The organism is Ruegeria sp. AB5 (genome assembly GCF_056542645.1).
This window is the reverse complement of sequence record NZ_JBQGAE010000008.1, coordinates 141,798-165,905: the sequence shown is the minus strand read 5'-3', so window position 1 is coordinate 165,905 and position 24,108 is coordinate 141,798. Positions and strand designations below refer to the sequence as shown.

Annotated in this window: 33 protein-coding genes; 13 read left to right on the top strand and 20 right to left on the bottom strand. The window is 59.1% G+C overall.

Translation table 11 applies throughout. The features are described from left to right. Positions 1 to 3: 3 nt before the first annotated feature. Both ACR0L4_RS15290 and trhA read left to right on the top strand, forming a co-directional pair. On the top strand, positions 4 to 2,313 hold the full coding sequence (locus ACR0L4_RS15290) for a fatty acid cis/trans isomerase (RefSeq protein ID WP_480513946.1): 2,310 nt from the start codon (positions 4 to 6) through the stop codon (positions 2,311 to 2,313). Positions 2,314 to 2,436: 123 nt separating this feature from the next. Next, entirely contained in the window at positions 2,437 to 3,105 is a 669-nt protein-coding gene (trhA, locus tag ACR0L4_RS15285) for a PAQR family membrane homeostasis protein TrhA (protein ID WP_480513944.1), read from the top strand. A 7-nt stretch (positions 3,106 to 3,112) separates the two neighbouring features. Here trhA and ACR0L4_RS15280 read toward each other — a convergent pair whose 3' ends face one another. The 3 genes from ACR0L4_RS15280 to era all read right to left on the bottom strand — a co-directional run bounded on the left by ACR0L4_RS15280 (position 3,113) and on the right by era (position 4,783). Further along, positions 3,113 to 3,436 (bottom strand): SemiSWEET transporter, encoded by a 324-nt coding sequence (locus ACR0L4_RS15280; protein ID WP_170752234.1) that lies wholly within the window; start codon positions 3,434 to 3,436, stop codon positions 3,113 to 3,115. 112 nt (positions 3,437 to 3,548) lie between these two features. After that, positions 3,549 to 3,878 carry a DUF1491 family protein gene (locus tag ACR0L4_RS15275; protein ID WP_480513941.1) on the bottom strand — a complete coding sequence of 110 codons (330 nt, stop codon included), beginning with the start codon at positions 3,876 to 3,878 and terminating at the stop codon, positions 3,549 to 3,551. Continuing rightward, entirely contained in the window at positions 3,875 to 4,783 is a 909-nt protein-coding gene (gene era, locus ACR0L4_RS15270; RefSeq protein WP_170752239.1) for a GTPase Era, read from the bottom strand. The genes ACR0L4_RS15275 and era overlap by 4 nt, the downstream gene beginning before the upstream one ends. A 143-nt stretch (positions 4,784 to 4,926) precedes the next feature. Here era and ACR0L4_RS15265 point away from each other — a divergent pair, with 143 nt between their 5' ends. Together ACR0L4_RS15265 and ACR0L4_RS15260 are read left to right on the top strand one after the other, a co-directional pair. Beyond that, positions 4,927 to 5,133, top strand: a complete 207-nt coding sequence (locus ACR0L4_RS15265; protein ID WP_480513939.1) for a hypothetical protein — start codon at positions 4,927 to 4,929, stop codon at positions 5,131 to 5,133. Positions 5,134 to 5,142: 9 nt separating this feature from the next. Next, the gene (locus tag ACR0L4_RS15260; protein WP_480513937.1) at positions 5,143 to 5,388 is read left to right on the top strand and encodes a multicopper oxidase domain-containing protein; all 246 of its coding nucleotides are present in this window, start codon (positions 5,143 to 5,145) and stop codon (positions 5,386 to 5,388) included. A gap of 27 nt (positions 5,389 to 5,415) precedes the next feature. Here the strand turns inward: ACR0L4_RS15260 and rnc are convergent, their stop codons facing one another. The 9 genes from rnc to folK all read right to left on the bottom strand — a co-directional run bounded on the left by rnc (position 5,416) and on the right by folK (position 12,656). Next, entirely contained in the window at positions 5,416 to 6,096 is a 681-nt protein-coding gene (gene rnc, locus ACR0L4_RS15255; RefSeq protein ID WP_170752241.1) for a ribonuclease III, read from the bottom strand. Beyond that, positions 6,093 to 6,932 carry a signal peptidase I gene (gene lepB, locus ACR0L4_RS15250; protein ID WP_480513935.1) on the bottom strand — a complete coding sequence of 280 codons (840 nt, stop codon included), beginning with the start codon at positions 6,930 to 6,932 and terminating at the stop codon, positions 6,093 to 6,095. Before lepB ends, rnc begins: the two co-directional genes overlap by 4 nt. A gap of 57 nt (positions 6,933 to 6,989) precedes the next feature. Beyond that, positions 6,990 to 7,409 carry a holo-ACP synthase gene (gene acpS / locus ACR0L4_RS15245; protein WP_480513933.1) on the bottom strand — a complete coding sequence of 140 codons (420 nt, stop codon included), beginning with the start codon at positions 7,407 to 7,409 and terminating at the stop codon, positions 6,990 to 6,992. Further along, complete coding sequence (locus ACR0L4_RS15240) at positions 7,406 to 8,026, bottom strand: LysE family translocator (protein WP_480513931.1); 621 nt, start codon at positions 8,024 to 8,026, stop codon at positions 7,406 to 7,408. The genes acpS and ACR0L4_RS15240 overlap by 4 nt, the downstream gene beginning before the upstream one ends. Continuing rightward, the gene (locus ACR0L4_RS15235) at positions 8,023 to 8,769 is read right to left on the bottom strand and encodes a pyridoxine 5'-phosphate synthase (RefSeq protein WP_480513929.1); all 747 of its coding nucleotides are present in this window, start codon (positions 8,767 to 8,769) and stop codon (positions 8,023 to 8,025) included. The genes ACR0L4_RS15240 and ACR0L4_RS15235 overlap by 4 nt, the downstream gene beginning before the upstream one ends. Next, entirely contained in the window at positions 8,762 to 9,460 is a 699-nt protein-coding gene (locus tag ACR0L4_RS15230) for a DUF2062 domain-containing protein (RefSeq protein WP_170752252.1), read from the bottom strand. Before ACR0L4_RS15230 ends, ACR0L4_RS15235 begins: the two co-directional genes overlap by 8 nt. A gap of 16 nt (positions 9,461 to 9,476) precedes the next feature. Beyond that, positions 9,477 to 11,609, bottom strand: a complete 2,133-nt coding sequence (locus tag ACR0L4_RS15225; RefSeq protein WP_480513926.1) for a RelA/SpoT family protein — start codon at positions 11,607 to 11,609, stop codon at positions 9,477 to 9,479. Positions 11,610 to 11,637: 28 nt separating this feature from the next. After that, positions 11,638 to 11,991: a DNA-directed RNA polymerase subunit omega gene (gene rpoZ, locus ACR0L4_RS15220; protein ID WP_142639234.1), complete on the bottom strand. Its 354-nt coding sequence runs from the start codon at positions 11,989 to 11,991 to the stop codon at positions 11,638 to 11,640. 95 nt (positions 11,992 to 12,086) lie between these two features. Next, on the bottom strand, positions 12,087 to 12,656 hold the full coding sequence (gene folK, locus ACR0L4_RS15215) for a 2-amino-4-hydroxy-6-hydroxymethyldihydropteridine diphosphokinase (RefSeq protein WP_480513924.1): 570 nt from the start codon (positions 12,654 to 12,656) through the stop codon (positions 12,087 to 12,089). Positions 12,657 to 12,794: 138 nt separating this feature from the next. Between folK and ACR0L4_RS15210 the strand changes: the two genes are divergently transcribed. From ACR0L4_RS15210 to ACR0L4_RS15180, 7 genes are all read left to right on the top strand, one after another. After that, positions 12,795 to 13,370 (top strand): LabA-like NYN domain-containing protein, encoded by a 576-nt coding sequence (locus tag ACR0L4_RS15210; RefSeq protein ID WP_170752257.1) that lies wholly within the window; start codon positions 12,795 to 12,797, stop codon positions 13,368 to 13,370. Positions 13,371 to 13,558: 188 nt separating this feature from the next. Next, positions 13,559 to 14,509 carry a 4-hydroxy-3-methylbut-2-enyl diphosphate reductase gene (ispH, locus tag ACR0L4_RS15205; RefSeq protein WP_170752259.1) on the top strand — a complete coding sequence of 317 codons (951 nt, stop codon included), beginning with the start codon at positions 13,559 to 13,561 and terminating at the stop codon, positions 14,507 to 14,509. Continuing rightward, entirely contained in the window at positions 14,506 to 14,958 is a 453-nt protein-coding gene (locus tag ACR0L4_RS15200) for a DUF3429 domain-containing protein (RefSeq protein ID WP_170752260.1), read from the top strand. The genes ispH and ACR0L4_RS15200 overlap by 4 nt, the downstream gene beginning before the upstream one ends. After that, a complete protein-coding gene (locus tag ACR0L4_RS15195; RefSeq protein WP_480513921.1) occupies positions 14,955 to 15,548 on the top strand; it encodes a class I SAM-dependent DNA methyltransferase in 594 nt (197 codons plus the stop codon). The genes ACR0L4_RS15200 and ACR0L4_RS15195 overlap by 4 nt, the downstream gene beginning before the upstream one ends. After that, a complete protein-coding gene (gene rnhA, locus ACR0L4_RS15190; RefSeq protein ID WP_170752264.1) occupies positions 15,541 to 16,008 on the top strand; it encodes a ribonuclease HI in 468 nt (155 codons plus the stop codon). The genes ACR0L4_RS15195 and rnhA overlap by 8 nt, the downstream gene beginning before the upstream one ends. Next, a complete protein-coding gene (locus ACR0L4_RS15185; RefSeq protein ID WP_170752266.1) occupies positions 16,005 to 16,628 on the top strand; it encodes a trimeric intracellular cation channel family protein in 624 nt (207 codons plus the stop codon). The genes rnhA and ACR0L4_RS15185 overlap by 4 nt, the downstream gene beginning before the upstream one ends. A gap of 64 nt (positions 16,629 to 16,692) precedes the next feature. Continuing rightward, positions 16,693 to 17,295 carry a COG3904 family protein gene (locus ACR0L4_RS15180; protein ID WP_480513918.1) on the top strand — a complete coding sequence of 201 codons (603 nt, stop codon included), beginning with the start codon at positions 16,693 to 16,695 and terminating at the stop codon, positions 17,293 to 17,295. Between the two features lie 2 nt (positions 17,296 to 17,297). Here ACR0L4_RS15180 and speB read toward each other — a convergent pair whose 3' ends face one another. Genes speB through def (ACR0L4_RS15150) form a run of 6 tightly spaced genes read right to left on the bottom strand, consistent with a single transcriptional unit; the run spans position 17,298 to position 20,626 of the window. Continuing rightward, complete coding sequence (gene speB / locus ACR0L4_RS15175; RefSeq protein ID WP_480513916.1) at positions 17,298 to 18,119, bottom strand: agmatinase; 822 nt, start codon at positions 18,117 to 18,119, stop codon at positions 17,298 to 17,300. A gap of 59 nt (positions 18,120 to 18,178) precedes the next feature. Beyond that, positions 18,179 to 18,415: a GlsB/YeaQ/YmgE family stress response membrane protein gene (locus ACR0L4_RS15170; protein ID WP_170752271.1), complete on the bottom strand. Its 237-nt coding sequence runs from the start codon at positions 18,413 to 18,415 to the stop codon at positions 18,179 to 18,181. A gap of 1 nt (position 18,416) precedes the next feature. Further along, entirely contained in the window at positions 18,417 to 18,653 is a 237-nt protein-coding gene (locus tag ACR0L4_RS15165) for a hypothetical protein (protein ID WP_480513914.1), read from the bottom strand. 6 nt (positions 18,654 to 18,659) lie between these two features. Continuing rightward, a complete protein-coding gene (gene fmt, locus ACR0L4_RS15160) occupies positions 18,660 to 19,574 on the bottom strand; it encodes a methionyl-tRNA formyltransferase (protein WP_480513911.1) in 915 nt (304 codons plus the stop codon). Positions 19,575 to 19,616: 42 nt separating this feature from the next. Continuing rightward, entirely contained in the window at positions 19,617 to 20,111 is a 495-nt protein-coding gene (gene def, locus ACR0L4_RS15155; protein WP_480513909.1) for a peptide deformylase, read from the bottom strand. Then, the gene (def, locus tag ACR0L4_RS15150; protein ID WP_480513907.1) at positions 20,108 to 20,626 is read right to left on the bottom strand and encodes a peptide deformylase; all 519 of its coding nucleotides are present in this window, start codon (positions 20,624 to 20,626) and stop codon (positions 20,108 to 20,110) included. Before def (ACR0L4_RS15150) ends, def (ACR0L4_RS15155) begins: the two co-directional genes overlap by 4 nt. 94 nt (positions 20,627 to 20,720) lie before the next feature. Here def (ACR0L4_RS15150) and ACR0L4_RS15145 point away from each other — a divergent pair, with 94 nt between their 5' ends. Then, positions 20,721 to 21,893 (top strand): MalY/PatB family protein, encoded by a 1,173-nt coding sequence (locus ACR0L4_RS15145; protein WP_480513905.1) that lies wholly within the window; start codon positions 20,721 to 20,723, stop codon positions 21,891 to 21,893. Positions 21,894 to 22,037: 144 nt separating this feature from the next. Here ACR0L4_RS15145 and ACR0L4_RS15140 read toward each other — a convergent pair whose 3' ends face one another. Next, positions 22,038 to 22,391, bottom strand: coding sequence for a hypothetical protein (locus tag ACR0L4_RS15140; RefSeq protein ID WP_170752284.1), 354 nt, complete (start codon positions 22,389 to 22,391; stop codon positions 22,038 to 22,040). A gap of 212 nt (positions 22,392 to 22,603) precedes the next feature. Between ACR0L4_RS15140 and ACR0L4_RS15135 the strand changes: the two genes are divergently transcribed. Beyond that, positions 22,604 to 23,593, top strand: coding sequence for a glutathione S-transferase family protein (locus tag ACR0L4_RS15135; RefSeq protein ID WP_480513903.1), 990 nt, complete (start codon positions 22,604 to 22,606; stop codon positions 23,591 to 23,593). Here ACR0L4_RS15135 and ACR0L4_RS15130 read toward each other — a convergent pair. After that, complete coding sequence (locus ACR0L4_RS15130; RefSeq protein WP_480513901.1) at positions 23,575 to 23,937, bottom strand: response regulator transcription factor; 363 nt, start codon at positions 23,935 to 23,937, stop codon at positions 23,575 to 23,577. The two genes, ACR0L4_RS15135 and ACR0L4_RS15130, sit on opposite strands and share 19 nt — an antisense overlap. Positions 23,938 to 24,108 lie beyond the last annotated feature (171 nt).

Below are 24,108 nucleotides of genomic sequence, written 5' to 3'. Positions count from 1 at the left end.
TCAATGCCAGCCAGACTTTGGGTCACACTGTTTTTGGGGGCAATCGGATTTGCACCTCTTCAAGCACTGGCGCAAGCCGAGTGGTCGCAGGTCAAACCGGTTCTCGATAAGCGCTGCGTTGTGTGCCACGGGTGCTACGACGCGCCCTGTCAGGTCAAACTCACTTCACCTGCCGGCCTTTTGCGCGGTGGCAGCAAACTGTCGGTGTATCATACCGATCGGCTGGCCGACGCGCAGACGACCCGTCTGGACATAGATGCGACAACAGTCGAGGAATGGCAAACCCTGGGATTTCATTCGATCCTACCTAGGACAAAAGGCACGCCCGAGACGGTCAGCCTGCTGGAGAGGTATCTGGCCCTTGGGCGCGAAAATCCTCTGCCCGTCAACGCACCGCTGCCGGACGAACTGAAGCTGGCACTGGACCGTCCGCTGGTTTGCCCGACGGATCAGGAATTCGATGCGTTTCGCGACAATCACCCCCTGGCGGGTATGCCCTACGGCATGGCACCGCTGGAGGCCTCAGAATACGACCTGCTGATGGCGTGGGCGCAAAACGGCGCGGCCCTGCCTGACGCTGCTACACCTTTGCCCGAGGGCATAGAGGCGCAGGTTTCCACCTGGGAGGCGTTTTTGAACGCACCAGATCCGCGCGCGAGATTGATGAGTCGATACCTCTACGAGCATTTGTTTCTGGCCCGCCTGCGGTTTGACGGGGATGATCCGCGGCGGTTCTTTCAGCTCGTACGATCCTCGACGCCACAGGGCGAAGAAATCGACATCATCGCAACCCGACGCCCGTTTGACGATCCCGGCGTGGACGCGTTCTATTACCGGCTGCAACAGGTTGATGAGACCATCGTCCACAAGGAGCATCTGGTCTACTTGCTGAACCCCGACCGGATGGCCCGCTATGACTCCCTGTTTCTTCAACCCAATTGGGCGCTGACGGATCTGCCGCCCTATGGCGATGCCGAAGGCGGAGATCCGTTTTCGACCTTTGCCGCGATCCCTGCGCGCAGCCGCTATCAGTTCCTTCTGGACGAGGCGCTGTTCTTTGTGCGCAGTTTCATACGCGGCCCGGTCTGTCACGGAGAAACCGCCGTTGACGTAATTGAAGATAGATTCTGGGTTAGCTTCCTTGACCCCGACGCCGATCTGTCCATTTCAGATCCCGGCTTTCTGGCCGAGGGTGCCACATATCTGGAATTGCCCGTCTCGCAAATGGATCGCAGCATGTTGGGCGAACTGCACATGTTTTCTCACCGGAACCAGGCGCAGTATCTCGAGTTTCGCGACACGCGCTATCGCAACAGCCCTGCACATCAAAACGGGTTGGGTTATGACGCGATCTGGGACGGCGAAGGGACCAACCCTAACGCTCTGATCACTGTGTTTCGGCATTTCGACAACGCCTCGGCCATGACAGGATTTCACGGCGACATCCCCGAGACGGCCTGGGTCATCGACTATCCTGTTTTCGAGCGGATCTATTACGATCTGGTCGCGGGCTACGACGTTTTCGGGCGCGTCGAGCACCAGTTGGCAACACGCATCTATATGGACGAGCTGCGGATGGAGAGTGAAGACATCTTTCTGACCCTCATGCCCCGCGATATCCGGGAAGACATGCACAAAAGCTGGTATCAGGGCGTGCTGGCCGAACTTCACACCTATTGGCATACCCGCCGGATCAAAGACAGCATCCCAAGCGGGATCACATTCGAAACCGACGATCCCAAGCAAGAGTTTTTTCTGGGTTTGCTGAGCCGGGGGAGCGGGCTTTGGCCCGAGCAAGATCTCATCAACCGATGCCCCGCCGGAGGTTGCCCACAAGACGCCATCGGCGACGCTCTGGCTGCCCTGACCAGCCAAACAGGACACTGGGTGACGTTTCTGCCCGACCTGTCCCTGCTGGTCATCGGAACGGACGACGACAAGCCTGACGTCTATTCAATGATTCATGACAAGGCCCACACCAACGTGGCATTCCTGTTCGACGAGGCCGCACGGCGCGCACCTGAGGATGACGCCCTGACCATTCTGCCCGGTGTGATCGGAAGCTATCCCAATTTCTTCTTCAAGCTGCGACAGGATCAAATGTCCGACTTCATCCGGGACTTGAGATCCATCGCCTCGCAAGACGATTGGATGCAGGTGGTCGCAGACTATGGCGTGCGCCGGACCAGTGAGGAATTCTGGGCGACAAGCGATCAGATCCACGCCGTCTTTTTGCAGGATATGCCCGTGCAGGCAGGTATTCTGGACCTTAACAGGTACAAGGATCCAAAAACCAAGGATGATCCGACCTGAGCGTTACGGCTAGATGAAAGGCTGATGAAGACGTGACCAGTTCGACCGTCGCGCGAGGGGTTGCACGATTAGTTCAACCCGATGGACTTGCCCGAAGGACGTGACAAGCCTACCTTTAACTGCATGCGATCTTTTGCAGATATCCGTCCGGCCTACAGCCGGGCCGAGCGCATCAGTGACGGAGTTGTACATGTTCTGGGCTTGTTTCTGGCCCTCATCGCGGTTCCCATTCTGATCGTCTTGACAGTTTTCTACCGCGCCGATCCGGACGCGGTCATGGGCGCGTCGATCTACGGCGTGACGCTGATCCTGATGCTCAGCTTTTCAGCACTCTACAACATGGTGGTCAGCGACAGGTGGACCGAATTGCTGCGCAGGCTCGATCACTCGGGCATCTACGTGAAAATCGCTGGCACCTACACGCCCTTCCTGCTGCTGTCCGGAGCGCAGGCACCGGGCCTGATGATCGGGCTTTGGTCCTCGGCCACACTGGGATCGGTCCTCAAGATGCTTGACCCGCACCGGTTTCGCTGGGTTGGGTTGGTTTTGTATCTGGGCATGGGATGGGCCGCGGTTTGGAGCGGGCATGCCTTGCTGGACGAGCTGCCACCCTCGGTCCTAGCCCTGATGATTGCCGGAGGGGGAGTCTACACCGCAGGCGTCATCTTCTACCTGTCCGACTGGATGCCCTATCACAACACGATCTGGCATGTGTTCGTACTAGCAGGCAGTGTTCTGTTCTTCGCCGCCGTATCGCTGCGGGTGTCTTTGGAACCGATGATCCAGGGTTAAGGCCCTGTCAGAACGTCACGCCCGCGTGGATCAGGATTCCAACCACCATCAAGAGGTTGAGAATCATGGACAGCCCGTTGCCCACATAGATAGGCAGCTTGCCGACCACCAAACCATAGGAAAACCAAAGAAAAGAAAGCGCAGCATAAAGCGACCAGGACAACAAAGACTGGCCGGTCGCATGTTCTGAATGCGTGAAGTACAGCTTTACCAACTGCGGCAGAGTGGCAAACGGGCCGACGACACCGACGAAGACCATGAAGCCCTCAAACCGCTGCATCCAGTGACCGAGGTTTGATTTTTCCAGTTTCTCTGCGAGTGTTTCAGCCACGCAAACACCTTACCTTTGTGCGTTGTTCCAAAGTCTCATCAGCCCAAGCCGACCAGTTCACGCACAAATTAGCCGGTTTGAGCCGCGCGTCCAAGGCCCACCGATGCAGGTGCTAGTTGAGCCCGTCTTCCCCCAACATATGCCGTCCCTCCCGGTCCTCGACCTCGACAACCCAAAGGTCGGGGTCAAAGCTGCGTTGGCGCAAGATGGCCTCATCCACATCACGCTCGGGACCGCTGGACAGCTCCACCCATTTGCGTGCGCCGCTCATCAGGTCAAAGCTGCGCTGGAAGGCCACCGCTTGACCATCAAGCGTGTTGAGTTTGACAAGAACTGCGCCTGCGGTGTCGTCGCCATGCGCAACGACGAAGGCGGGGATTTCCTGAAACCGCAACCGCGCCAGATAGGCGTGGACCCAGAATTCAGCCGTCAGTCGGGTCATGCGTTGCCGTCTTTGAAATCCAGACCCATCTCCGAGTAGCGCTCGGATTCTTCCAACCAGTTGGGGCGGACCTTGACCTGCAGGAACAGATGTATCTTGCGGTCTAGGAACTCTTCCAGTTCGGCCCGAGCGGCTTGGCTGACGGCCTTGATCGTCTCGCCTTTTTTGCCCAGCACGATGCCTTTGTGCCCATCGCGCATGACATAGATGATCTGATCAATCTTGGCCGAGCCGTCTTTGCGTTCTTCCCAGTTCTCGGTTTCGACGGTCAGCTGATACGGCAATTCCTGGTGCAGGCGCAGGGTCAGCTTCTCGCGCGTCATTTCGGCGGCAATCATACGAAGCGGAAGATCGGCGATCTGGTCTTCAGGATACAGCCACGGTCCTTCAGGCAGTTCCCCCGCCAGCCATGTGCGCAGGTCGTCGACGCCGTGGCCTTTTTCAGCCGAGATCATGAAGGTCTCAGCAAACGGATAGCGCGCGTTCAGGTCGCTGGTCAGGGCCAACAATTTTTCGGACGGAACCTTGTCGATCTTGTTGATCGCCAGTGCGACGGTGCGGCCTTGTCCAATCTCGTCCAGACCTTCGAGGATACGTTCGACCCCTTCGGTGATACCGCGATGTGCCTCAATCATCAGAACAACCACATCCGCATCGGCGGCCCCGCCCCAGGCTGCGGCAACCATTGCGCGGTCCAGACGACGGCGGGGTTTGAACAGGCCCGGCGTGTCGACAAAGACCAGCTGCGCATCGCCTTCCATCGCGACGCCACGAATACGGGCGCGTGTGGTCTGGACCTTGTGGGTCACGATCGAGACCTTGGCCCCGACCATACGATTTAGAAGGGTGGATTTGCCTGCGTTGGGCTCTCCGATCAGGGCGATAAATCCGGCGCGTGTGGTCATGTGTATGGCAATCCTGTTTGCAAGTGCGCACCCCTATAGCAGAAAGCCCGGACGGGCCAGAGGGATTTGTCGCATTGCAGTCATGCCTACGCCGTGACAGAAACTGACTGCGCCGCGCCAGTGACAGTTAGGCGTATCTTACCTTGAAGAGGCGTCTCATAAAACGTGGCGCGTTCCTTCTAAGAAGCGGAGCCGCTGCCGAAGCCATAGGTCTGGGGAATCTAGGGCTGGCCTCAGGTGAACCTGAGCTGGTTGTGCAGCCTGCCAGTTACACTTCGCGCGATCAGGTGACAACCGACAAGGTCGGCCTGTCGCCGGATGCGCCGCTGCCGGTGCTGTTTGCGCGCTAGGCGCAGGCGATGCGGCTGCCGGTACGGAACGCCACATCGGACTATACCGCGATGCATTGGCACGGGTTACGCATTCCAAATCGCATGGACGGTGTGCCTTATCTGACCCAGGTGCCAATTACGCCGGATGAGGCGTTCGACTATGCGTTCACGCCCCCGGATGCGGGCACGGACTGGTATCATCCTCATTGCATGACGATGGAACAGATGGCCCATGGGCTGACCGGGGTGAGTGGGTTTATTCGGGTCGCCTGAATTTCGAATTGGCTTTGCAGAGCCCGTCTATTTCGGCAACGTTTCAAGCAGGGATTTTGCGGCGGCCTGTTCAGCCTGACGTTTGGAACCTGCAGTGGCTTGTGCCTCGGTTCCGTCCTGCAGGCGGGCCGCGATTGTGAAGATGGGGGCGTGGTCCGGGCCGCTGCGTTTGACCTCGATATAGCTGGGCGGTGTCTGGCCGCGCGCCTGCGCCCATTCCTGAAGCGAGGTTTTGGCGTCCCGCGCATCCGATTCGACCGTGTGGATGCGGTCGCCCCAGAGGGCGAGGATAACATCGCGGGCCGCCTCAAACCCGGCGTCGCGGTAGATGGCCGCAATCACCGCCTCCATCGCGTCGCCCAGAAGGGCCAGTTTGCGGCGACCGCCCGACAGCATTTCGGATCGGCCGAGTTTCAACACCGCGCCCAGATCGATCTGACGTGCAACGTCTGCGCAGGCCTCTTTACGAACCAGTGCGTTGAACCGGGGGGCCAGTTGGCCTTCGGAGGCTTTCTTGTCCGCTTCAAGTAGTGCGGTGGCCATGACAAGGCCCAGAACGCGGTCACCCAGAAACTCAAGCCGCTGATTGTCGGGTCGGGTGGCTGATGAGACCGAACCGTGGGTCAATGCCCGCACCAGCAGTTCGGGGTTCGAGAATTGATACCCCAATCGCTGCTGGAATGCGTTTATCTCAGCCGATAGCTTCAATTGACCGCCTTGAAGAACCGATCGCCCCGCCACGTCCAGAAGAACAACATGGACCGGCCTGCGGAAGAGAACATGATCCGGTCGGCGCGACCGATCAGGTTTTCGTAGGGAACATAGCCAACGCCACCAGCGGATTGCGGCAGGCGGCTGTCGCTGGAATTGTCGCGGTTGTCGCCCATGAAGAAATAGTGGCCGTCGGGTACCGTGTAGATGCCGGTGTTGTCCGAACCCTGATTGCCGATATTCAGCACATTATATGACACACCGTTGGGCAAAGTTTCGATCAGCCGGTTCTTTTCGCACGTTCCCCCAATGCCGACCGGGCCGTTGGAACAGCGGGGGCGCAGGCGTTGGGGGCCTTGCGGCTCGGCGGTTTCGGTGAAGACGCCGTCCGGCTGTTGCGGAACCGGTGTGCCGTTGAGATTGATCTGGCCCTGACGGATTTGAATACGGTCCCCTGGCAGGCCGATCAGACGTTTGATATAGTCTCGACCCGTGACCGGGTGGCGAAAGACGATGACATCGCCGCGTTCGGGCTCACCACCCCAAATGCGCGAATTTTCGTCGCCTTGCATCCAGCCGCAGATGTCCTCGGCATCGATGTTCAGGCCGACGCTGGGGATGATCAGGCTGGGGCAGGACGCGTAGGAATAGCCGTACGCCATCTTGTTGACGAAGAGGAAGTCACCGATCAGCAAGGTCTGCTTCATGGAACCCGAGGGAATCCAGAATGGCTGAAAGAACAGGGTGCGGAACACGCCTGCGATCAGCAAGGCGTAGACGATGGTTTTGATCGTCTCCCAGATGGGATTTCCGGTTTTGACGTCCTCGGCCATACTGCTCTGTGCTCCTTGGGTTGTTGGGGTGCTACATGCGGGGCATGCAGGGGCAAGTCAAGGCTGCGAGGCCGGTTCTTGAAGCGGTCGCGCCTCGATCACCACAAAGGCCTGCGCCCAGGGGTGATCATCGGTCAATGTGACATGGATGATCGCCTCGTGCCCTGCGGGCGTCATCTCTTTCAGGCGTTCGGCCGCCCAGCCGGTCACATGCATCACAGGTTGACCAGTTCGCAGATTGGTAACCGCCATATCTTTCCACGCAATCCCCATGCGGAGGCCGGTTCCCAATGCCTTGGAGCACGCCTCTTTCGCCGCCCAGCGTTTGGCATAGGTCCCCGCGGTGTCGTGGCGACGTTCGGCCTTGCGTTGTTCGGTCTCGGTAAAAACGCGGTTACGGAAGCGGTCGCCGAACCGGTCAAGCGTGCCCTGGATCCGTTCGATGTTGGCGAGGTCTGTGCCGATGCCAAGGATCATCTGGAAAACGCTGATTTAATGAGGCCCAAACCCGCGACTGCAAACAGTCCAGAGACGATACCCTCAATCCAACGACGAAACCGGCGATACGCAGCCATCATCCCGCGGACCGAGAACGCAAGAGAATAAAGCGCGTTGTTGGCAAACCCTGCAACGATGCACACCAAAGTGGCAGCTGCTACGGAGACCAATCCGTCTTCCGGGCGCAAGCCGACGGACAAAGCTGCCATCCACGCGATAACCGATTTCGGATTGGAGAGGTTCAAAACCAACCCGCGCCAAAACCAACGCCCCTTGTTTGGCAAAGCGACGTCTTCAGCACGTGATCGCATTGCAGATCGGCCCGACTGCCATGCAAGCCACAGCAAATAGAGGCCTCCAAGCACCTTGAGAACCATCAGAACATAGAACGAACTGTTGAGCACTGCACCCATGCCGCTGGCGGCGATCACCCCCCAGAACATCAGACCACAGGACAGTCCCGCCCCATAGATCAGGCTGGTTTTTCGGCCATAGCTCATGGCAATGGCAGCGTTTGAGATGTTTGCCGGTCCGGGTGACACTGCAACAACAAAAAATGCAGCTGCCGCAACGGCGAGGGATGTCGGATCAATCACGCTCGCGCCTCGTCCATCAACAGCCGCATTTCCCGTATGGCGGGCGTGAGGCCCAGGAAGATCGATTCACCAATCAGGAAATGACCGATGTTCAGCTCGCGCACCTCGGGGAAAGCCGCGATCGACTGTACTGTGTCATAGGTCAGGCCATGCCCTGCATGGACCTCCAGGCCCAGCGAATGGGCGAAGGTGGACATGTCGCGCAGGGCGTCCAATTCGCGCGCGGCATCCTCCATGCGTCCTTCCGCGAAGGCGTCGCAATAGGCACCCGTGTGCAGCTCGATCACTTCGGCGCCGATTCGGTGCGCCGCTTCGATTTGACGCCGGTCAGCGGCGATGAAAATCGACACGCGACAACCCACCTCGCGCAGAGGTGCGATGAAATGCGCCAGCTTGTTTTCTTCGCGCGCGACTTCCAGCCCGCCCTCGGTCGTGCGTTCCTCGCGCTTTTCGGGCACGATGCAAACCGCGTGGGGCTTGTGACGCAGGGCGATTTTCTGCATCTCATCTGTTGCGGCCATCTCAAAATTCAGCGGCACCGACAGAACCTCCATCAACCCGTCAATGTCGGCATCCGATATATGGCGGCGATCTTCGCGCAGATGCGCTGTAATGCCATCAGCGCCGGCTTCTTCGGCCAGTTTGGCGGCGCGGAGCGGATCAGGATACGCCCCGCCGCGCGCATTTCGCACGGTCGCAACGTGGTCGATGTTCACGCCCAGACGCAGGTGGTTGTCAGACATCACGCGATTCCTTCTTCACGGTTTTGCCAGAACCTAGAGCGTTTTGAACGGGAACGTCAGGTTTTCCTTCGGCCAAACGCTTGATTTGATCAAATTTTGCCTTGATACGCGCAAGACGGCGCTGTTGATAGGTGCGCACCAAAGGCAGACTGAGGTAGTAACAGACCACCCCCGCAACGAGCCCGGGAGGGATGCCGCCAATCAGCCAGGGAAAGAACACCTCATCATAAAAAATGCTCAACCCGCGCCAGTCGGCGACGCGATCTGTGAATACGGCCAGAAAGTTGTTTTTCAAATCGCCCATTGCCTGGACAAAACTGTTCATCAGGCCGTGGGTCTCGCCTTCTTCAAAATCGTCACCCAAAAGGAAATGTCCGGTCTGAAGGCAGACGACGCCGATGGGCACATAGGTCAACGGGTTGCCGAAAAAAGTCGAACTCAGCGAGGCCAACAGGTTGGCGTTCAAAATACGGCTGAGCGCCGCGGCGACCACAAAATGCAGGCCGTAAAATGGCGTGAACGCCGTAAATACGCCCACCCCAACGCCGCGCGCAATGCGTTCAGGGGAATCCGGCAGGCGGCGAATGCGGTGCTTGACATAGAGAAAGGCGCGGGTCCATCCGCCACGCGGATAGATGAATTCCGAGGCAATCTGGATGGGCGAGCGTCGATCTCGGCGCTTGAAAACCACTCCTGATCACCCCTTCTCAACCCGCCGCAACGGCGGTTTTTTCCCTGTCCCGATGCCGTTCAACCGCAGCGACATCGCTTTCCGCCTCAAGCGTCAGCATCAGCGAATGCAGCTGTTCAAGGTCACGCAGTTCGACATTGATCAGCAGGCGGTAGAAATCCGGTTTGCGGTCGACGAATTCCAGGTTCGAGATATTGGCCTTTTTCTCACCGATCAATGTGCAAATGCGTCCCAGTACGCCCGCGTCATTCCCGATCGTGAGGTCCAGCGTCGTGCCATATGCCGCGGGGTGCGTGCCAGAATGCCAATGCAAATCGACCCAGCGCTCGGGCTCGTTCTCGAATTCGCCCAGACGGTTGCAATCGATGGCATGCACGACCACGCCCTTGCCGCGATAGGTAATGCCGACAATACGTTCGCCCGGCAGCGGCTGACAACAGGGCGCGCGGTCAAATTTCTGACCCGGCTCCAGACCGATCACCGCGCGGCGCATCGGAATGGCATCGCCCTCGTCCTTGGTCAGTTCGGGATAGACGGCCTCGACCACATCATGGGCGGTCAGTTCTGCACTGCCCAGACGGGCGAGCAGCTCATGCCGGTCCTTGAGACGCAAATGTTTGGCAGCCGTATCCAGAGCCTTGTCGGTGGACTTGCGCCCCACATGTTCAAAGCCCGAGCGCGCCAATTCCTTGCCCAGCTTGATGAACCTTTCTCTGTCTACCTCGCGCAGGGCACGGCGGATCGCAGTGCGGGCCTTGCCGGTCACGGCAATCTCGAGCCACGTGACCTGCGGCGTCTGGCCATCGGCGGTGATGATGTCAACCGACTGACCGTTTTTCAGGCGCGTCCAGAGCGGTACACGAATGCCATCTACCTTGGCCCCAACGCAGGCATGGCCAATGCGGGTGTGAATCGCGTAGGCAAAATCAATTGGCGTCGCCCCGCGCGGCAGCTTGACCACATCGCCTTTTGGCGTGAAACAGAAGACCTGATCCGAATACATCTCGAGCTTGACGGCTTCGAGGAAATCTTCGTGGTCTTCCTCGTTGTCGAATTGCTCGGTCAGGTTGGAAATCCACTTGGCCGGGTCGACGGCAAAGGGGTTTTCGGATCGCACACCATCGCGATAGGACCAATGCGCCGCCACACCGGTTTCGGCCACATCGTGCATTTGGCGGGTGCGAATCTGCACTTCGACCCGTTTGCCGTCGCGGCCGGACACCGTGGTGTGGATCGAGCGGTATCCGTTCGATTTTGGCTGGCTGATATAATCCTTGAACCGTCCCGGCACCGCGCGCCAGCGCTGGTGAATCGCGCCGAGGGTCCGGTAACAATCTTCCTCGGACGCCGTGATAATGCGAAAACCGTAGATGTCGGACAGGCGCGAAAAGCCCTGGTCTTTTTCCTGCATCTTGCGCCAGATCGAATAGGGTTTCTTGGCGCGACCAAAGACTTCGGCCTCGATCCCGGCTTTTTCCAGTTCGTGCCGCATATCGCCCGTGATCCGATGGATCACATCGCCAGTTTCGCGTTGCAGCGTGATGAAGCGTCGGATGATCGACTGGCGGCCCTCGGGGTTCAGAACGCGGAAGGCGAGGTCTTCCAGTTCTTCCCGCATCCATTGCATCCCCATCCGGCCTGCAAGCGGCGCGTAGATATCCATTGTCTCGCGCGCTTTCTGGACCTGCTTTTCAGGGCGCATCGCTTTGATGGTGCGCATGTTGTGCAAACGGTCGGCGAGCTTGACCAGAATGACCCGCAGATCCTTGGACATGGCCATGAACAGTTTGCGGAAGTTCTCGGCCTGCTTGGTCTCGCGGCTGGAAAGCTGCAGGTTGGTCAGCTTGGTGACACCATCAACCAGCTTGGCCACCTCATCCCCGAACAGATCGGACACTTTACCATAGCTGGCCTTGGTGTCTTCAATCGTGTCGTGCAGCAGGGCCGTGATAATGGTCGCATCATCCAAACGCTGTTCGGTCAGGATGGCAGCAACGGCAACGGGATGGGTAAAGTAGGGCTCGCCTGAATGGCGGAACTGCCCGTCGTGCATCTGTTGGCCAAATTCATAGGCCCGCTCGATACGATCGGCATTTGTTTTGGGATTGTAGTTGCGGACCAGCGCAATCAGATCGTCAGCAGAAATCATCCGGTCCGCACCTTCGTCTTTTTGGGGCTTACCCCTGGCCTTGCGCCTCCATCAGAGCGCGCAGCAGCTTTTCTTCCGACATGTCATCATCAGCAGGCTTGTCCGTCTCGGCACCCATAAGCAGCGCCATCTGATCTTCTTCCGGCTCGTCCACCTCGATCTGGGTCTGGTTGGCCTCGATCAGACGCTCACGCAGTTCGTCGGCGCTCTGGGTCTCATCCGCGATCTCGCGCAGAGATACGACCGGGTTCTTGTCGTTGTCGCGATCAACAGTGATCGGGCCACCGGCAGAAATCTCGCGTGCCCGGTGGGCCGCCAACATCACCAGTTCGAACCGGTTCGGAACCTTGTCTACGCAGTCTTCAACCGTCACGCGGGCCATGGGACGCTCTCCGTTAGTGAGTCCATATCAGGAAGCGTTGTATCTAAGGCCGATTGAACGCCTTGACAAGCAGGAAATACCCGCATCGCGCCAATCTAAAGGGGCGTCACCGCCGCGATATCTTCGGCTGGTAGTTCCGCCAGCATCTGTGTCACCGTCCGGCCCAATACGGGATGGCGCCATTCGGGGGCCACATCAGCCATCGGAACCAACACAAAAGCGCGGTCCTGCAACCGTGGATGGGGCAAAATCAACTGGTCCGGGGCTTCGTGCCGCTGCGATTGTTCCGACAATGTCAACCAGCGATCAAAGATCGCCCGGTCGGGCCAAACCTGATCATCATAGCTTACCAGATCCAGATCCAGCGTCCGCATGCCCCAGCGCTGGTCGCGTGCCCGTCCAAAGTCATCTTCGACCTGATGCAAAACCTGCAAAACCTCGGTCGGAGACTTGTGGGATTCGACCAAAACGGCAGCATTCACATAGTCAGGCCCAGCCCCGACCGGAAAACACGGGGTTGCAAAAAACCGGCTTTCGGCGCGAATCACCAATCCCTGGTGTGAAAGCGCATCTAGAGCCTGACGAAGTGTCACCTTGGGCTCATTCCCTCTCAGATTGAGATTGGCACCCAGGGCCACAACCAAGTTTGGCACAGATTCGCCCATTGATACCCCCATATTCGGCCAAATGCATACTTGCGATGCCCATTAAAAGCCCTAATTATAGACATACCAGCGCGCTGATTTTTTAACCACTCACATGTAATCAGGCAGCGGGCTGGATTATACCGGAAGGACCTATTTATGTTTTATAAGGACGAACGGCTAGCGCTGTTCATCGACGGCTCGAATCTTTATGCCGCCGCGAAAGCCCTGGGTTTCGACATCGACTACAAGCTTCTGCGGCAGGAATTCATGCGCCGCGGCAAGCTGCTACGGGCTTTCTACTATACAGCGCTACTGGAAAATGACGAGTATTCCCCGATCCGGCCTCTGGTGGACTGGCTGCATTACAACGGCTTCACCATGGTCACCAAACCGGCCAAGGAATACACCGACAGCATGGGGCGTCGGAAAGTCAAAGGAAACATGGATATCGAACTGACCGTCGATGCCATGGAACTGGCACCGCGTGTCGATCATATTGTGCTGTTCTCGGGCGATGGGGATTTCCGCCCGCTGATTGCAAGCCTGCAGCGTCAGGGCGTGCGCGTCTCGGTCGTGTCGACCATCCGCAGCCAGCCGCCGATGATCTCGGACGAATTGCGCCGCCAGGCCGACAACTTTATCGAACTTGAGGATCTGCGCGACGTCATCGGTCGCCCTCCGCGTGAGATACCGGCAGAGCCACGCAGCGTTGCTGCGGCAGGCGGTCACTAGACGCCGTTAAATCTCCGAAACTTCAAAATCGCGCGGTCAGGGTGTGACACCCCGACCGCGCTTCTTTAACTATGGATTGGTGCTGAAACAGCTCATTGGCTAGCACTGATTCATGTCAGATCAATGACGCGTTCCTGTCTGGACCTAGACCTGCAAAAGACTTACCTGTGGCGCAAGGAGACAGCGACATGACCAAGCCGCCACTGGCACTTTATCTGGCCGCACCGCGTGGCTTTTGCGCGGGCGTCGACCGCGCCATCAAGATCGTCGAGATGTCCCTGCAGAAATGGGGCGCGCCGGTCTACGTACGCCACGAGATCGTCCACAACAAATTCGTTGTCGACGGCTTACGCGCCAAAGGGGCGGTATTTGTCGAAGAACTGGACGAATGCCCCGATGACCGCCCGGTGATATTCTCGGCGCATGGCGTGCCCAAATCGGTGCCCGAAGCTGCCGCGCAGCGTCAGATGATCTATGTGGATGCCACCTGCCCTCTGGTTTCCAAAGTGCATGTCGAGGCACAGCGCCATGCGGATGCCGGTTTGCAGATGATCATGATCGGCCACAAGGGCCACCCCGAAACCGTGGGTACAATGGGCCAATTGCCCGAGGGCGAAGTGTTGCTGGTGGAAACTGTCGAGGACGTGGCGGCAGTCGAGGTCCGCGATCCAGAAAAGCTGGCCTTTGTCACCCAAACCACCCTGTCCGTTGACGACACCAAGGATATCATTGCCGCGCTGGAGGCGCGCTTTCCCTCAATCGTCGGTCCGCACAAGGAAGATATCTGCTACGCCACCACCAACCGGCAAGAGGCCGTGAAGGCCGTCGCGCCGAAGGCCGACGCCCTGCTGGTTGTCGGTGCGCCGAACTCATCCAACTCGCGCAGGTTGGTCGAAGTCGCGTCGCGCGCGGGGTGCGACTATGCGCAACTGGTGCAACGCGCGACCGAGATCGACTGGCGCGCGTTGGACGGAATCTCAAGCGTGGCCATCACAGCGGGCGCATCGGCCCCGGAAGTGCTGGTCAACGAGGTTATTGATGCGTTTCGCGACCGCTACGACGTGACCGTCGAGCTGGCCGAAACCGCCGTTGAAAATGTCGAATTCAAAGTGCCTCGCGTACTGAGGCAACCTGCGTGACTGGCGTGCCAAAGTCGGCCCTCTATCTGGGGTTGGCCGGGTTGATCCCGTTTGTCTGGGGTGCACTGACCTATCTGAACGGCGATTTACACGACTGGGGAAGCCGTGAGCTTGGATCGCGTTTTGTCGGACCCTACATTCAGCTGTTTTATGGCTCGGTCATCCTGAGTTTCATGTCCGGCGTACTGTGGGGTTTTGCAACAAAAACCTCGGGTAGCAAGGCAACGGTCGCCTATACGCTGTCGGTTCTGCCGGCGCTCTGGGCCTTTTTCATGACGGGTGGCGGGCCGGTCAGCGCGGGCACACACCTGATGATGGGTTTCGCGGGGTTATTGGCCCTGGACGCGCTGTTCTGGTATTGGGGGCTGGCCCCCAACTGGTGGATGCGGCTGCGTATTCTGCTGACGGCGATTGTGCTGATATGTTTGGCTGTCGGAGTGTATTTGTGAGCGACCGTGATACCATTTCCGTCTACGACACGCAGGCCGCCCGCTATGCCGAGCTGACCGATGACGCCAACGCGGAAGACCCGCAGCTGGTCAGCTTTGTTCAGGCTGTGCCTGACGGTGGCACGGTTCTCGATCTGGGCTGCGGTCCTGGCACCTCGGCTGCGATCATGGCTCGAGCGGGGCTACGGGTTCACGCCATGGACGCCTCGGCCGAGATGGTCCGGCTGGCCTCGACCCACCCCGGCGTTGCGGCCCGCCAAGCTGCGTTTTCCGACCTTGAGGCCGATGGTGAATATGACGGCATCTGGGCGAATTTCAGTTTGCTGCATGCCAAACGTGCAGAATTCCCCGCCCTGCTTGCGGCCATTCATCGGGCGCTGAAACCCAAGGGCATCTTTTTCATCGCCATGAAGCTGGGTCAGGGGGACGGCCCCGACCGGCTGGGGCGCTACTATAGCTACTATACCGAGGATGAATTGAAGACCTATCTGCAACAGGCAGGGTTTACCGTCACCGACCAGAAACACGGCAGCGGTACCGGGCTGGATGGCTCGGTTTCGGACTGGATCGGACTGGCCGCGCATGCCTGAACTGTTTGCCTATACGGATGGTGCCTGTTCCGGCAATCCCGGCCCCGGCGGCTGGGGCGTTCTGCTGCGCGCGATGGAAGGCGACACAGTCCTGAAAGAGCGTGAGTTGAACGGTGGCGCAGCCGAGACCACCAACAACCGGATGGAGCTGCTTGCCGCCATCAGCGCGCTTGAGACGCTGGAGCGCGCCTCGAAAGTCACGGTCGTGACCGACAGCGCCTATGTGAAAAACGGTGTCACGGGCTGGATTTTCGGCTGGAAACGGAACGGGTGGAAAACCTCGAACAAGAAACCCGTCAAGAATGTCGACCTGTGGCAACGACTGGACGCTGCGCAGGAGCGTCATGATGTGATCTGGGAATGGGTCAAAGGCCATGCGGGTCACCCGGAGAACGAAAAAGCCGACGAGCTGGCCCGCGCAGGCATGGCCCCGTTCAAACCCAAGAAAGCGCAGGCGTGAGCGCGCTTGCCCTATTGGACTATGCCTCGGTTCTGATTTTTGCACTGACCGGGGCGCTGGTGGCCAGTCGCGCTCAACTTGATCTGGTGGGTTTTGCGTTCATCGCCTGTTTGACGGCGGTGGGCGGTGGCACGGTGCGCGACTTGCTGCTGGACCGGCATCCGATCTTTTGGGTCGGCCAACCGGACTATATTCTTATTGCAGTTACCGCTGCCGTTTTGGTGTTTTTTACCGCGCATCTTGTGGAAAGCCGGTACAACTTGCTGATCTGGCTGGACAGTTTCGCCTTGTCGATTGCCGTGGCCGCCGGCACCGGCGCGGCGCTGTCGTTGGGCCAATCCGGAATCATCGTTGTTCTGATGGGTGTCACAACCGGCTGTCTGGGCGGTCTGATGCGGGATGTGGTCTGCAACGAGGTGCCACTGGTACTGAAACAGGGCGAGCTTTATGTCTCCTGCGCTTTCGCGGGGGCGCTGACGGCGGTCGTGGCGACGCGGTTCGGGCTTGAGGGGCTGCCGGCGCTGGGCCTTTGTGCAATGATGTGCTGGGCGCTTCGGGCCGGGTCCTTGCTGTTCGGGTGGCAATTGCCGGTCTACAAAAGCCGTCCGCCCCGACAGTGACCATTTCCGTGGACGGCACGCCGTACCGCCTGCTATCTCTTTCTGACCCTATCGTGTGAAGCTGATGAAGCGTTCTTCTTTCCTTTCGCTGACCGTGTTTTCCCTGCTGGCTGCTTGCGGCCAGAGCTATACTCCGGTCACGTTTGTTGCGCAGGACACCCGGATCATCGCGACGGGTACCATCGATCACACGACACTTGACGCGTTCAATGAGGTGTTGGCCGAGAACCCCCAAGCCGACACATTGGTTCTGCAATACATCGAAGGGTCGGTGGACGATGACGCCAACGTTGTCTTCAGCCGCGTCGTGCACGAGGAAGGATTCGATACGGTTGTCCCTTCGAACGGGATGGTCGCCTCGGGCGGAACCGATCTGTTTCTGGCCGGTCGCACACGGACCTTGCAGCCGGGGGCCTGTGTGGGCGTCCACAGTTGGAGCGGATCCGGCATCGTGGCAACCGAGTTACCCGATGATGACCCTGAGCATGAGCGCTATCTGGACTATTTTCAGGACATCGGCGTCGATGAAGCGTTCTACTGGTTCACGCTCAATGCCGCCCCTGCGGAAGAAATGCACTGGATGAACGCCGCCGAGGCCGACCGGTTTGACATGACCAGCCGCGCAGCGCCGCAGCTGGGATCAACCCTTGTCTGTGACGAACGCTAGGATCAGCGCGTCAGAAGCCGCGCCCCGATCTCTTTGACAAACTTCGCGGCGACCATTGCCGTCATTCCGTAAGGATCACGGTGCGGGTTCAGCTCGACGATATCCGCGCCAACCAGTTGCCCTTCGAATCGGTGGATCAGATCGATCACCTCGCGCGTGCTGAGCCCACCAGGTTCGTGATGCGACACGCCTGGCGCAAAGGCCGGGTCCAGTGCGTCCAGATCAAGCGACAGATAGACCGGACCGTCGAAGGAAAGCTGCAGGTCCGCGCGCCAGTTGCGCATGTCGATCACCTCGACTCCGAATTTGTCGGCCTGTTCGCGTTGATGCGCATTCATGGTCCGAATACCAACCTGAACCAGCCGGTTGATCTGGCAGCTTTCCATCACGCGTGCGAAAGGGCAGCCGTGACCCAGCGGGCCGATATCCTGCGTGTCATAAAGGTCTGGATGCGAGTCGATATGCAGGATGTTCAACCCCTCATTCCGCTCGGCATGCGCCTTGATCAGCGGGAAGGCGACCGAGTGATCCCCGCCCAGTGACAAAAGCCGCGCGCCGGTTGCGATCCGCTGGGCGGCCCCGGCTTCGATTCGATCAATAGGTTCCTGCCCGCGCATCTCGAACACTGCCAGATCGCCCGTGTCCTTGAACCGCTCGGTTGCGCCCAAATCGGTGCCATCCTCAGCCGTCAGGTTCGCGGCCCCCGAATGCAGCGCCTCACGGATACGACCCGGGGCGAAGGCCGGACCCTGCAGGAAGGATGAGTGCAAATCCAGCGGAACGCCCATCAGGGCGACATCGCCCGGCTTCAGATCATAAGACATAGATCACCTGTCATGAGTTTCGGGGTGATCTGGCAGAGGCCGGACCTAAAGGTCAAGGCTTAACGCCGTCGAATGGTCTGCCACAGCCAGATCACCAGCAAAGCCCCCAACACTGCGCCAACGAACCCCGAAAGCCACCCGGCGACGGTGATCAGCGTGCGCAGCAAAAACCCACCGACCAGTGCGCCAACGATACCGATCAGCATGGTGGTGGGGATGTCGGCCTCGACCCGCATCAGGCGGGTGGCGAGGAACCCGGCGGCAGCTCCGATCACGATCAAGGCAATGACGGGCATGTCACTTCCTCCAATGGGTGGGCACGATGATCAGCGCCCCGATAGAGGATAGGATCGCGTTCAGACCCGGTGGGCCAAAGGTGACGCCGAACATGATGCGGACAAAGTAGAACAGGAAGGCCCCGCCGACACAGATGATGATGGATTGCAAATAACCATTATGGGTAAAGCCCGTCTTCTCGGACAGGTAGCCGACGATCCCGGCAATCACGACGGTGCCCATCAGGACCATGAACATGTGGCTCTACTCCGAAGTCAGGCGGGTGCCGATCGGAATGGGCCACCCCCGCAGAAACGTTTCCCTATCCTGCGCGCCTTTGCCGGCCCTTTGCAAGCGCAGCAACTCAACAGCGCCCTGCCCGCAGGCGACGTGCAGATCTTCGGTCAGAACCTCTCCCGGAAGGCCGTTCCCATCTGCCACGCGTGAAGCCAGCAGCTTGAGACGGTCATCTCCCATTTCAGTCCACGCCCCTGGAAAGGGAGACAGGCCGCGAATCTGGCGGTCAACTTCGGCGGCGGGGCGGGTCCAGTCGATCCGTGCCTCGGCCTTGTCGATCTTGGAGGCATAGGTGATCCCGTCCTCTGGCTGCGGTTCAGCGGTAAGATCCGGCAGGTGTGTCAGCGCGGAAACGATCAACGAGGCCCCCATAGCCGAAAGCCGGTCATGCAGGTGCGCTGTGGTTTCTTCCGGATCAATCGGCGTGGCCCGACGCAGCAAAACCGGACCAGTGTCCAGCCCGGCTTCCATCTGCATGATGCAGATCCCTGTTTGCGTATCACCCGCCATGATCGCGCGGTGGATCGGCGCAGCACCGCGCCACCGCGGCAACAGACTGGCGTGGATATTCAGGCAGCCTAGTGCCGGCGCATCCAGAACGGGTTGCGGCAGGATCAGACCATAAGCCACGACCACCGCCACATCCGCGTTCAGCGCGGTAAAGCGCTCCTGTTCTTCCGGAGATTTCAGCGAGAGGGGGTGGCGGACCTCAAGGCCCAGCGCCTCGGCCCGGGCATGAACCGGGGTTGGGCGGGCCTTCTTGCCTCGGCCAGCAGGGCGCGGGGGTTGGCAATAGACGGCGGCAATGTCGTGCCCTGCCCCGACCAGCGCATCCAGCACCGGGACCGAGAAATCGGGGGTTCCCATGAAGACTATGCGCATTGTTGGCTCCGTTTTGGGGCGGAAGCCGGGCTGAAGCCCGGCCTACGTGGATTTGCGCGCCTTGCGCAGCAGCATGTCGCGTTTGACCTTGCTGAGGCGGTCGAAATACATCCGTCCGTTCAGGTGGTCGATCTGGTGCTGCACGCTGGTGGCCTCAATCCCCACAAAATCACGGCGGTCAATCTGGCCCTGTTCATTCAAGTATTTGACCGTCACCGCACGGGGGCGTTTCACTTTGGCTGACACTCCCGGAAGGTTCGGGCTGGCCTCATCATGTTCGCGCAATTCGATCGAGCTGTGCAGGACCACCGGGTTTGCCAGACGTACCGCACGGCCCCGTTCGGTCGAACCATCGACAACTGCCAGGCGCAGCATCACTCCGATCTGGGGGGCAGCAAGGCCAACACCCGGCATCGCGTCCATCGTGTCGATCATATCGTCCCAGATTGCACGGATCTCATCTGTGATCTCGGGGACGTTCTCGGCCTTGGTCCGTAAGCGCTTGTCTGGCCACGGCAGGCATGTCCGGACGGTCATGTACGTGCCTTTTCGCGCTTGAGCTTCTGCATCTTGCGCGTGATCATCTGCCGTTTAAGCGGCTTCAGGTAGTCGATGAACAGCTTGCCGTTCAGATGATCAATCTCGTGCTGGACACAGGTGGCCCAGAGACCATCAAACGTTTCCTGCTGCAGATTGCCGTCGCGATCCATCCATGTCACGTCCACCACTTTGGGGCGCGTGACCTCGGCATATTGCTCGGGGATCGACAGACAACCTTCCTCGTAGACATTGGTTTCGTCCGAAGATGCAATGACCTCGGGATTGAACATCACCAGCGGGCGCGGGGCTTGACCCTCTTCTTTGACACAATCCACTACGATCAGCCGATCCAGCACACCGATCTGCGGCGCGGCGAGACCAATACCCGGCGCGTCATACATGGTCTCTAGCATGTCGTCGGCCAGTTCGCGCAGCTCATCGGTCAGATCGGCAACAGGTGCGCAAACCTTTTTCAGGCGAGGATCGGGATGGATAAGAATAGTGCGTTTCATGAGGCTGATTTAGGCCATCGTGCCCGCCGCCGCAACGCCCCCCTTGCACCTGCCTGATTTGCGGTTAGCTTTCCGCCAGACAATCGGAGCAGACATGACCTTCAACGACCTGATCGACCGCCGGAGCACCCAGAGTTCAAAATGGGACAAGATGGAGCAGCTCTATGGTGTGTCGCCCGATGACGGGCTGGCCATGTGGACCGCCGATTCCGACTACCGGACCGCGCCCTGCGTCATCGATGCGGTACGCCGCGCGGCTGAACATGGGGTCTTTGGCTATTCGTGGAAACACACCGCGTATCTGGCGGCCATCCAGTGGTGGATGCAGAACCGACATGATTGGCAAGTTGACGCTGATTGGATATTGACCTCACAAGGCTTGGGCAATGCCATTGCACTCTGTCTCGATGTCTGGAGTGCGCCGGGGGACGGCGTGGTGATCTTCACACCCGTCTATCACGAGTTTGCTCACAAGGTGAACAAATCCGGGCGCCGTGTGGTGGAATGCCCACTGGTGCGCGACGGCGACACCTATGCAGTTGACCTCGACGACGCGCAGTCCCGTCTGGACGGGTCAGAAAAGCTGTTGCTGTGGTGCTCGCCCCAGAATCCGTCCGGTCGGGTGTGGACAAGTGACGAATTGCGGGCAGTGGCAGAATTTGCCGGGCGCAATGGGTTGGTTCTGGTCTCGGATGAGATTCATCACGATCTCGTCTATCCCGGCGCCACGTTTGTACCGATGGATATCGCCGCACCAGAGGCGCAGCCATGGACTGTCACTCTGACTGCGGCGTCCAAGACCTTCAACATCGCGGGTCAACGCACAGGGAACATGATCATCCCAGACCCTAAGCTGCGTGCGGCGATGCGCCATCGGCTGGATACACTCGACTACGATCCGAGCGCGTTGGGTGTTGCCATGATCACAGCTGCCTACACGCCAGAGGGGGCCGAATGGGTCGATGCTCAGATTGCGCATCTGGACGAAAACCGCAAACTCTTCGACGCCGCTATCTCGGAAATTCCCGGCCTCTGGTCCATGCCACTGCAAGCAACCTACCTGGCCTGGGTCGATTTTTCGGGCACCGGCATGAACCACGATGAGTTTGTTCGACGTCTGCGCGAGGACGCGCGGATTGCAACATCGTCCGGCCCCGGATTTGGCACCGGCGGCGAGACATTCGAGCGGTTCAACCTGGCCACCCAACGCGCCCGGGTCGAGGAGGCTTGTGCGCGGCTGAAAAAGGCGTTTTCAGATCTGCAGTAACCCATGCCCAAGCTGGCTTGGACATCGCTGGTTTTCCCGATCACAGACAATGGCCCGATCGGTGGATTGCGTCGCCATCTCGGACGCACAGGCCGCGTGGTATAGGTGCCTGACGCCGACCGGAACGACCGTCGAAATACGACCCTAGTCGTCGTAACCCAACAAGGCGATCGGTGCATCCGGCGCGCGGTAGAAATCCAGCGGGGCCTTGTCTGCGGCAGCTGTGTTGCGCTTGAACTCATAGCGCATCTCGCCCGATGCGTCCTCATCCGCGACAATCAGGCATTGGTAGAGGTGGTTTGCCCCGTCATAGATGTCGACCAGCCCGCGCAAGCGCGGCGTTGTCGCGGCCTCGACTGTGAAACCGTCTTTCCACAATTGCAAAATTTTGAAGTAATTGTCGCCCATTTCCACCCGCAAACGGCTGGCCTTTTTCAGCGAGGCGATTCGTGCCGCATCCAATTCGGCGCTCATTTCCTTTGAAACATAGGTACTCATAACAAATTCCCCCTCCGGCCCCTCTTATTGTGGGGCCAAAACTGTAAAATTCCAGTGAACCGGTACACATAGCTTGGCCGTGCATAGAGTTGTTGCACGGAAATCTCACCCCGAGACTGTGCGCAGGTGCAGGCCGAGTGCGCGCGGGCTGTTGTAGGAAGGCCGGGGTCAGCGCCCTATCTTTGCCGAAACGCAGATGCGGAGGACGCAAAATGGGCCTTCTGGTCAATGGGCAATGGCACGACAGCTGGTATGATACCAAATCCACGGGCGGGGCGTTCAAACGCAGCGCTGCACAGTTTCGCAACTGGCTCACCGCAGATGGCCGTGCCGGGCCTTCGGGCAAAGGCGGGTTTCAGGCCGAGCCGGGGCGTTACCATCTCTATGTCAGCCACGCCTGCCCCTGGGCGCATCGCACCTTGATCTTTCGCGAGCTTAAGGTCCTGGGCGATCTGATCTCGGTCTCGGTGGTCCATCCGGACATGCTGGACAAGGGCTGGACCTTTCAGGTGGATGATCACGGCGCGACCGGGGATGATCTCTATGGTCTCGACTTTGCGCATCAGGTCTACACCAGGGCCGATCCCAGTTATTCCGGCCGGGTCACAGTGCCGATCCTGTGGGACAAAAAACAAGAAACGATTGTTTCGAATGAAAGCTCGGAAATCATCCGCATGTTCAACTCGGCCTTTGATGGTATCACCGGCAACACCGATGACTACTGGCCCGCAGCGATGCGCAATGAGATTGAAGCAGTCAATGCGCGGATCTATTCCGACGTCAACAACGGCGTTTACAAATCGGGCTTTGCAACCTCGCAAGAGGCTTATGACGCCGCCATCCACCCCTTGTTTGAAACTCTGGATTGGCTGGAACAGCGCCTGAGCCAAAACCGCTACCTGATGGGCGACCGCGTGACCGAGGCCGATTGGCGGCTGTTTACCACACTGATCCGGTTCGATCCGGTCTATCACCTGCATTTCAAATGCAACAAACGGCGATTGATCGACTATCCCAACCTATGGGCGCATACGCGCGAACTGTACCAGTGGCCCGGTGTCGCCCGGACAGTGAATATGAGCCATATCGTGCGGCACTATCACTACAGCCATGAGACCATCAATCCAAACCGGATCATCCCGATAAACCCGGACCTGAACTATCACGAACCCCATGGGCGGGATCAGCGACCCGCCGCGTAGTGTTCTACCATCGCCGCCAGATCCTCTGGCGGCGTTCCGCTTTGGACATATGCGCAAGCATTTGGGCTGTGGGCAAAGATGGACCCGTCCGAGAAAAAGGTGGTGTTGGTTACAAAGATCACCCGCGCCTCGGGGCGGCGATAGCTGGCGAAATCGGCCACGGCCAGCGCGCTGCCGGTTTCCAGAACCAAATCCAGAACAATGATCTCGAATTCCGAGCCATAGAGCGCCAGAATCGCGGCCTCTTGCCCGGTCACCAGCGTGACCTCGGCGCCTTGCCGTTCCAGATGCCTTTGCCAGACCCGACCCAGATCGGGGTTACTCTCAACAATCAGAACTTTCATTTGCAACAACCTCGGCACTTGGTAAAGTGTATGGTGCCGACCCCCGAGGTCTGTGATCACGTGATTTCCTTAACAAAGTGTTAACGCCCCCCCCAGCGCGCTCGGATCATGCGGATTCCCTTGTCAAAACGGCAAAAATCCGCTTGAAACGGGCTCAAATTGACGTTTGGG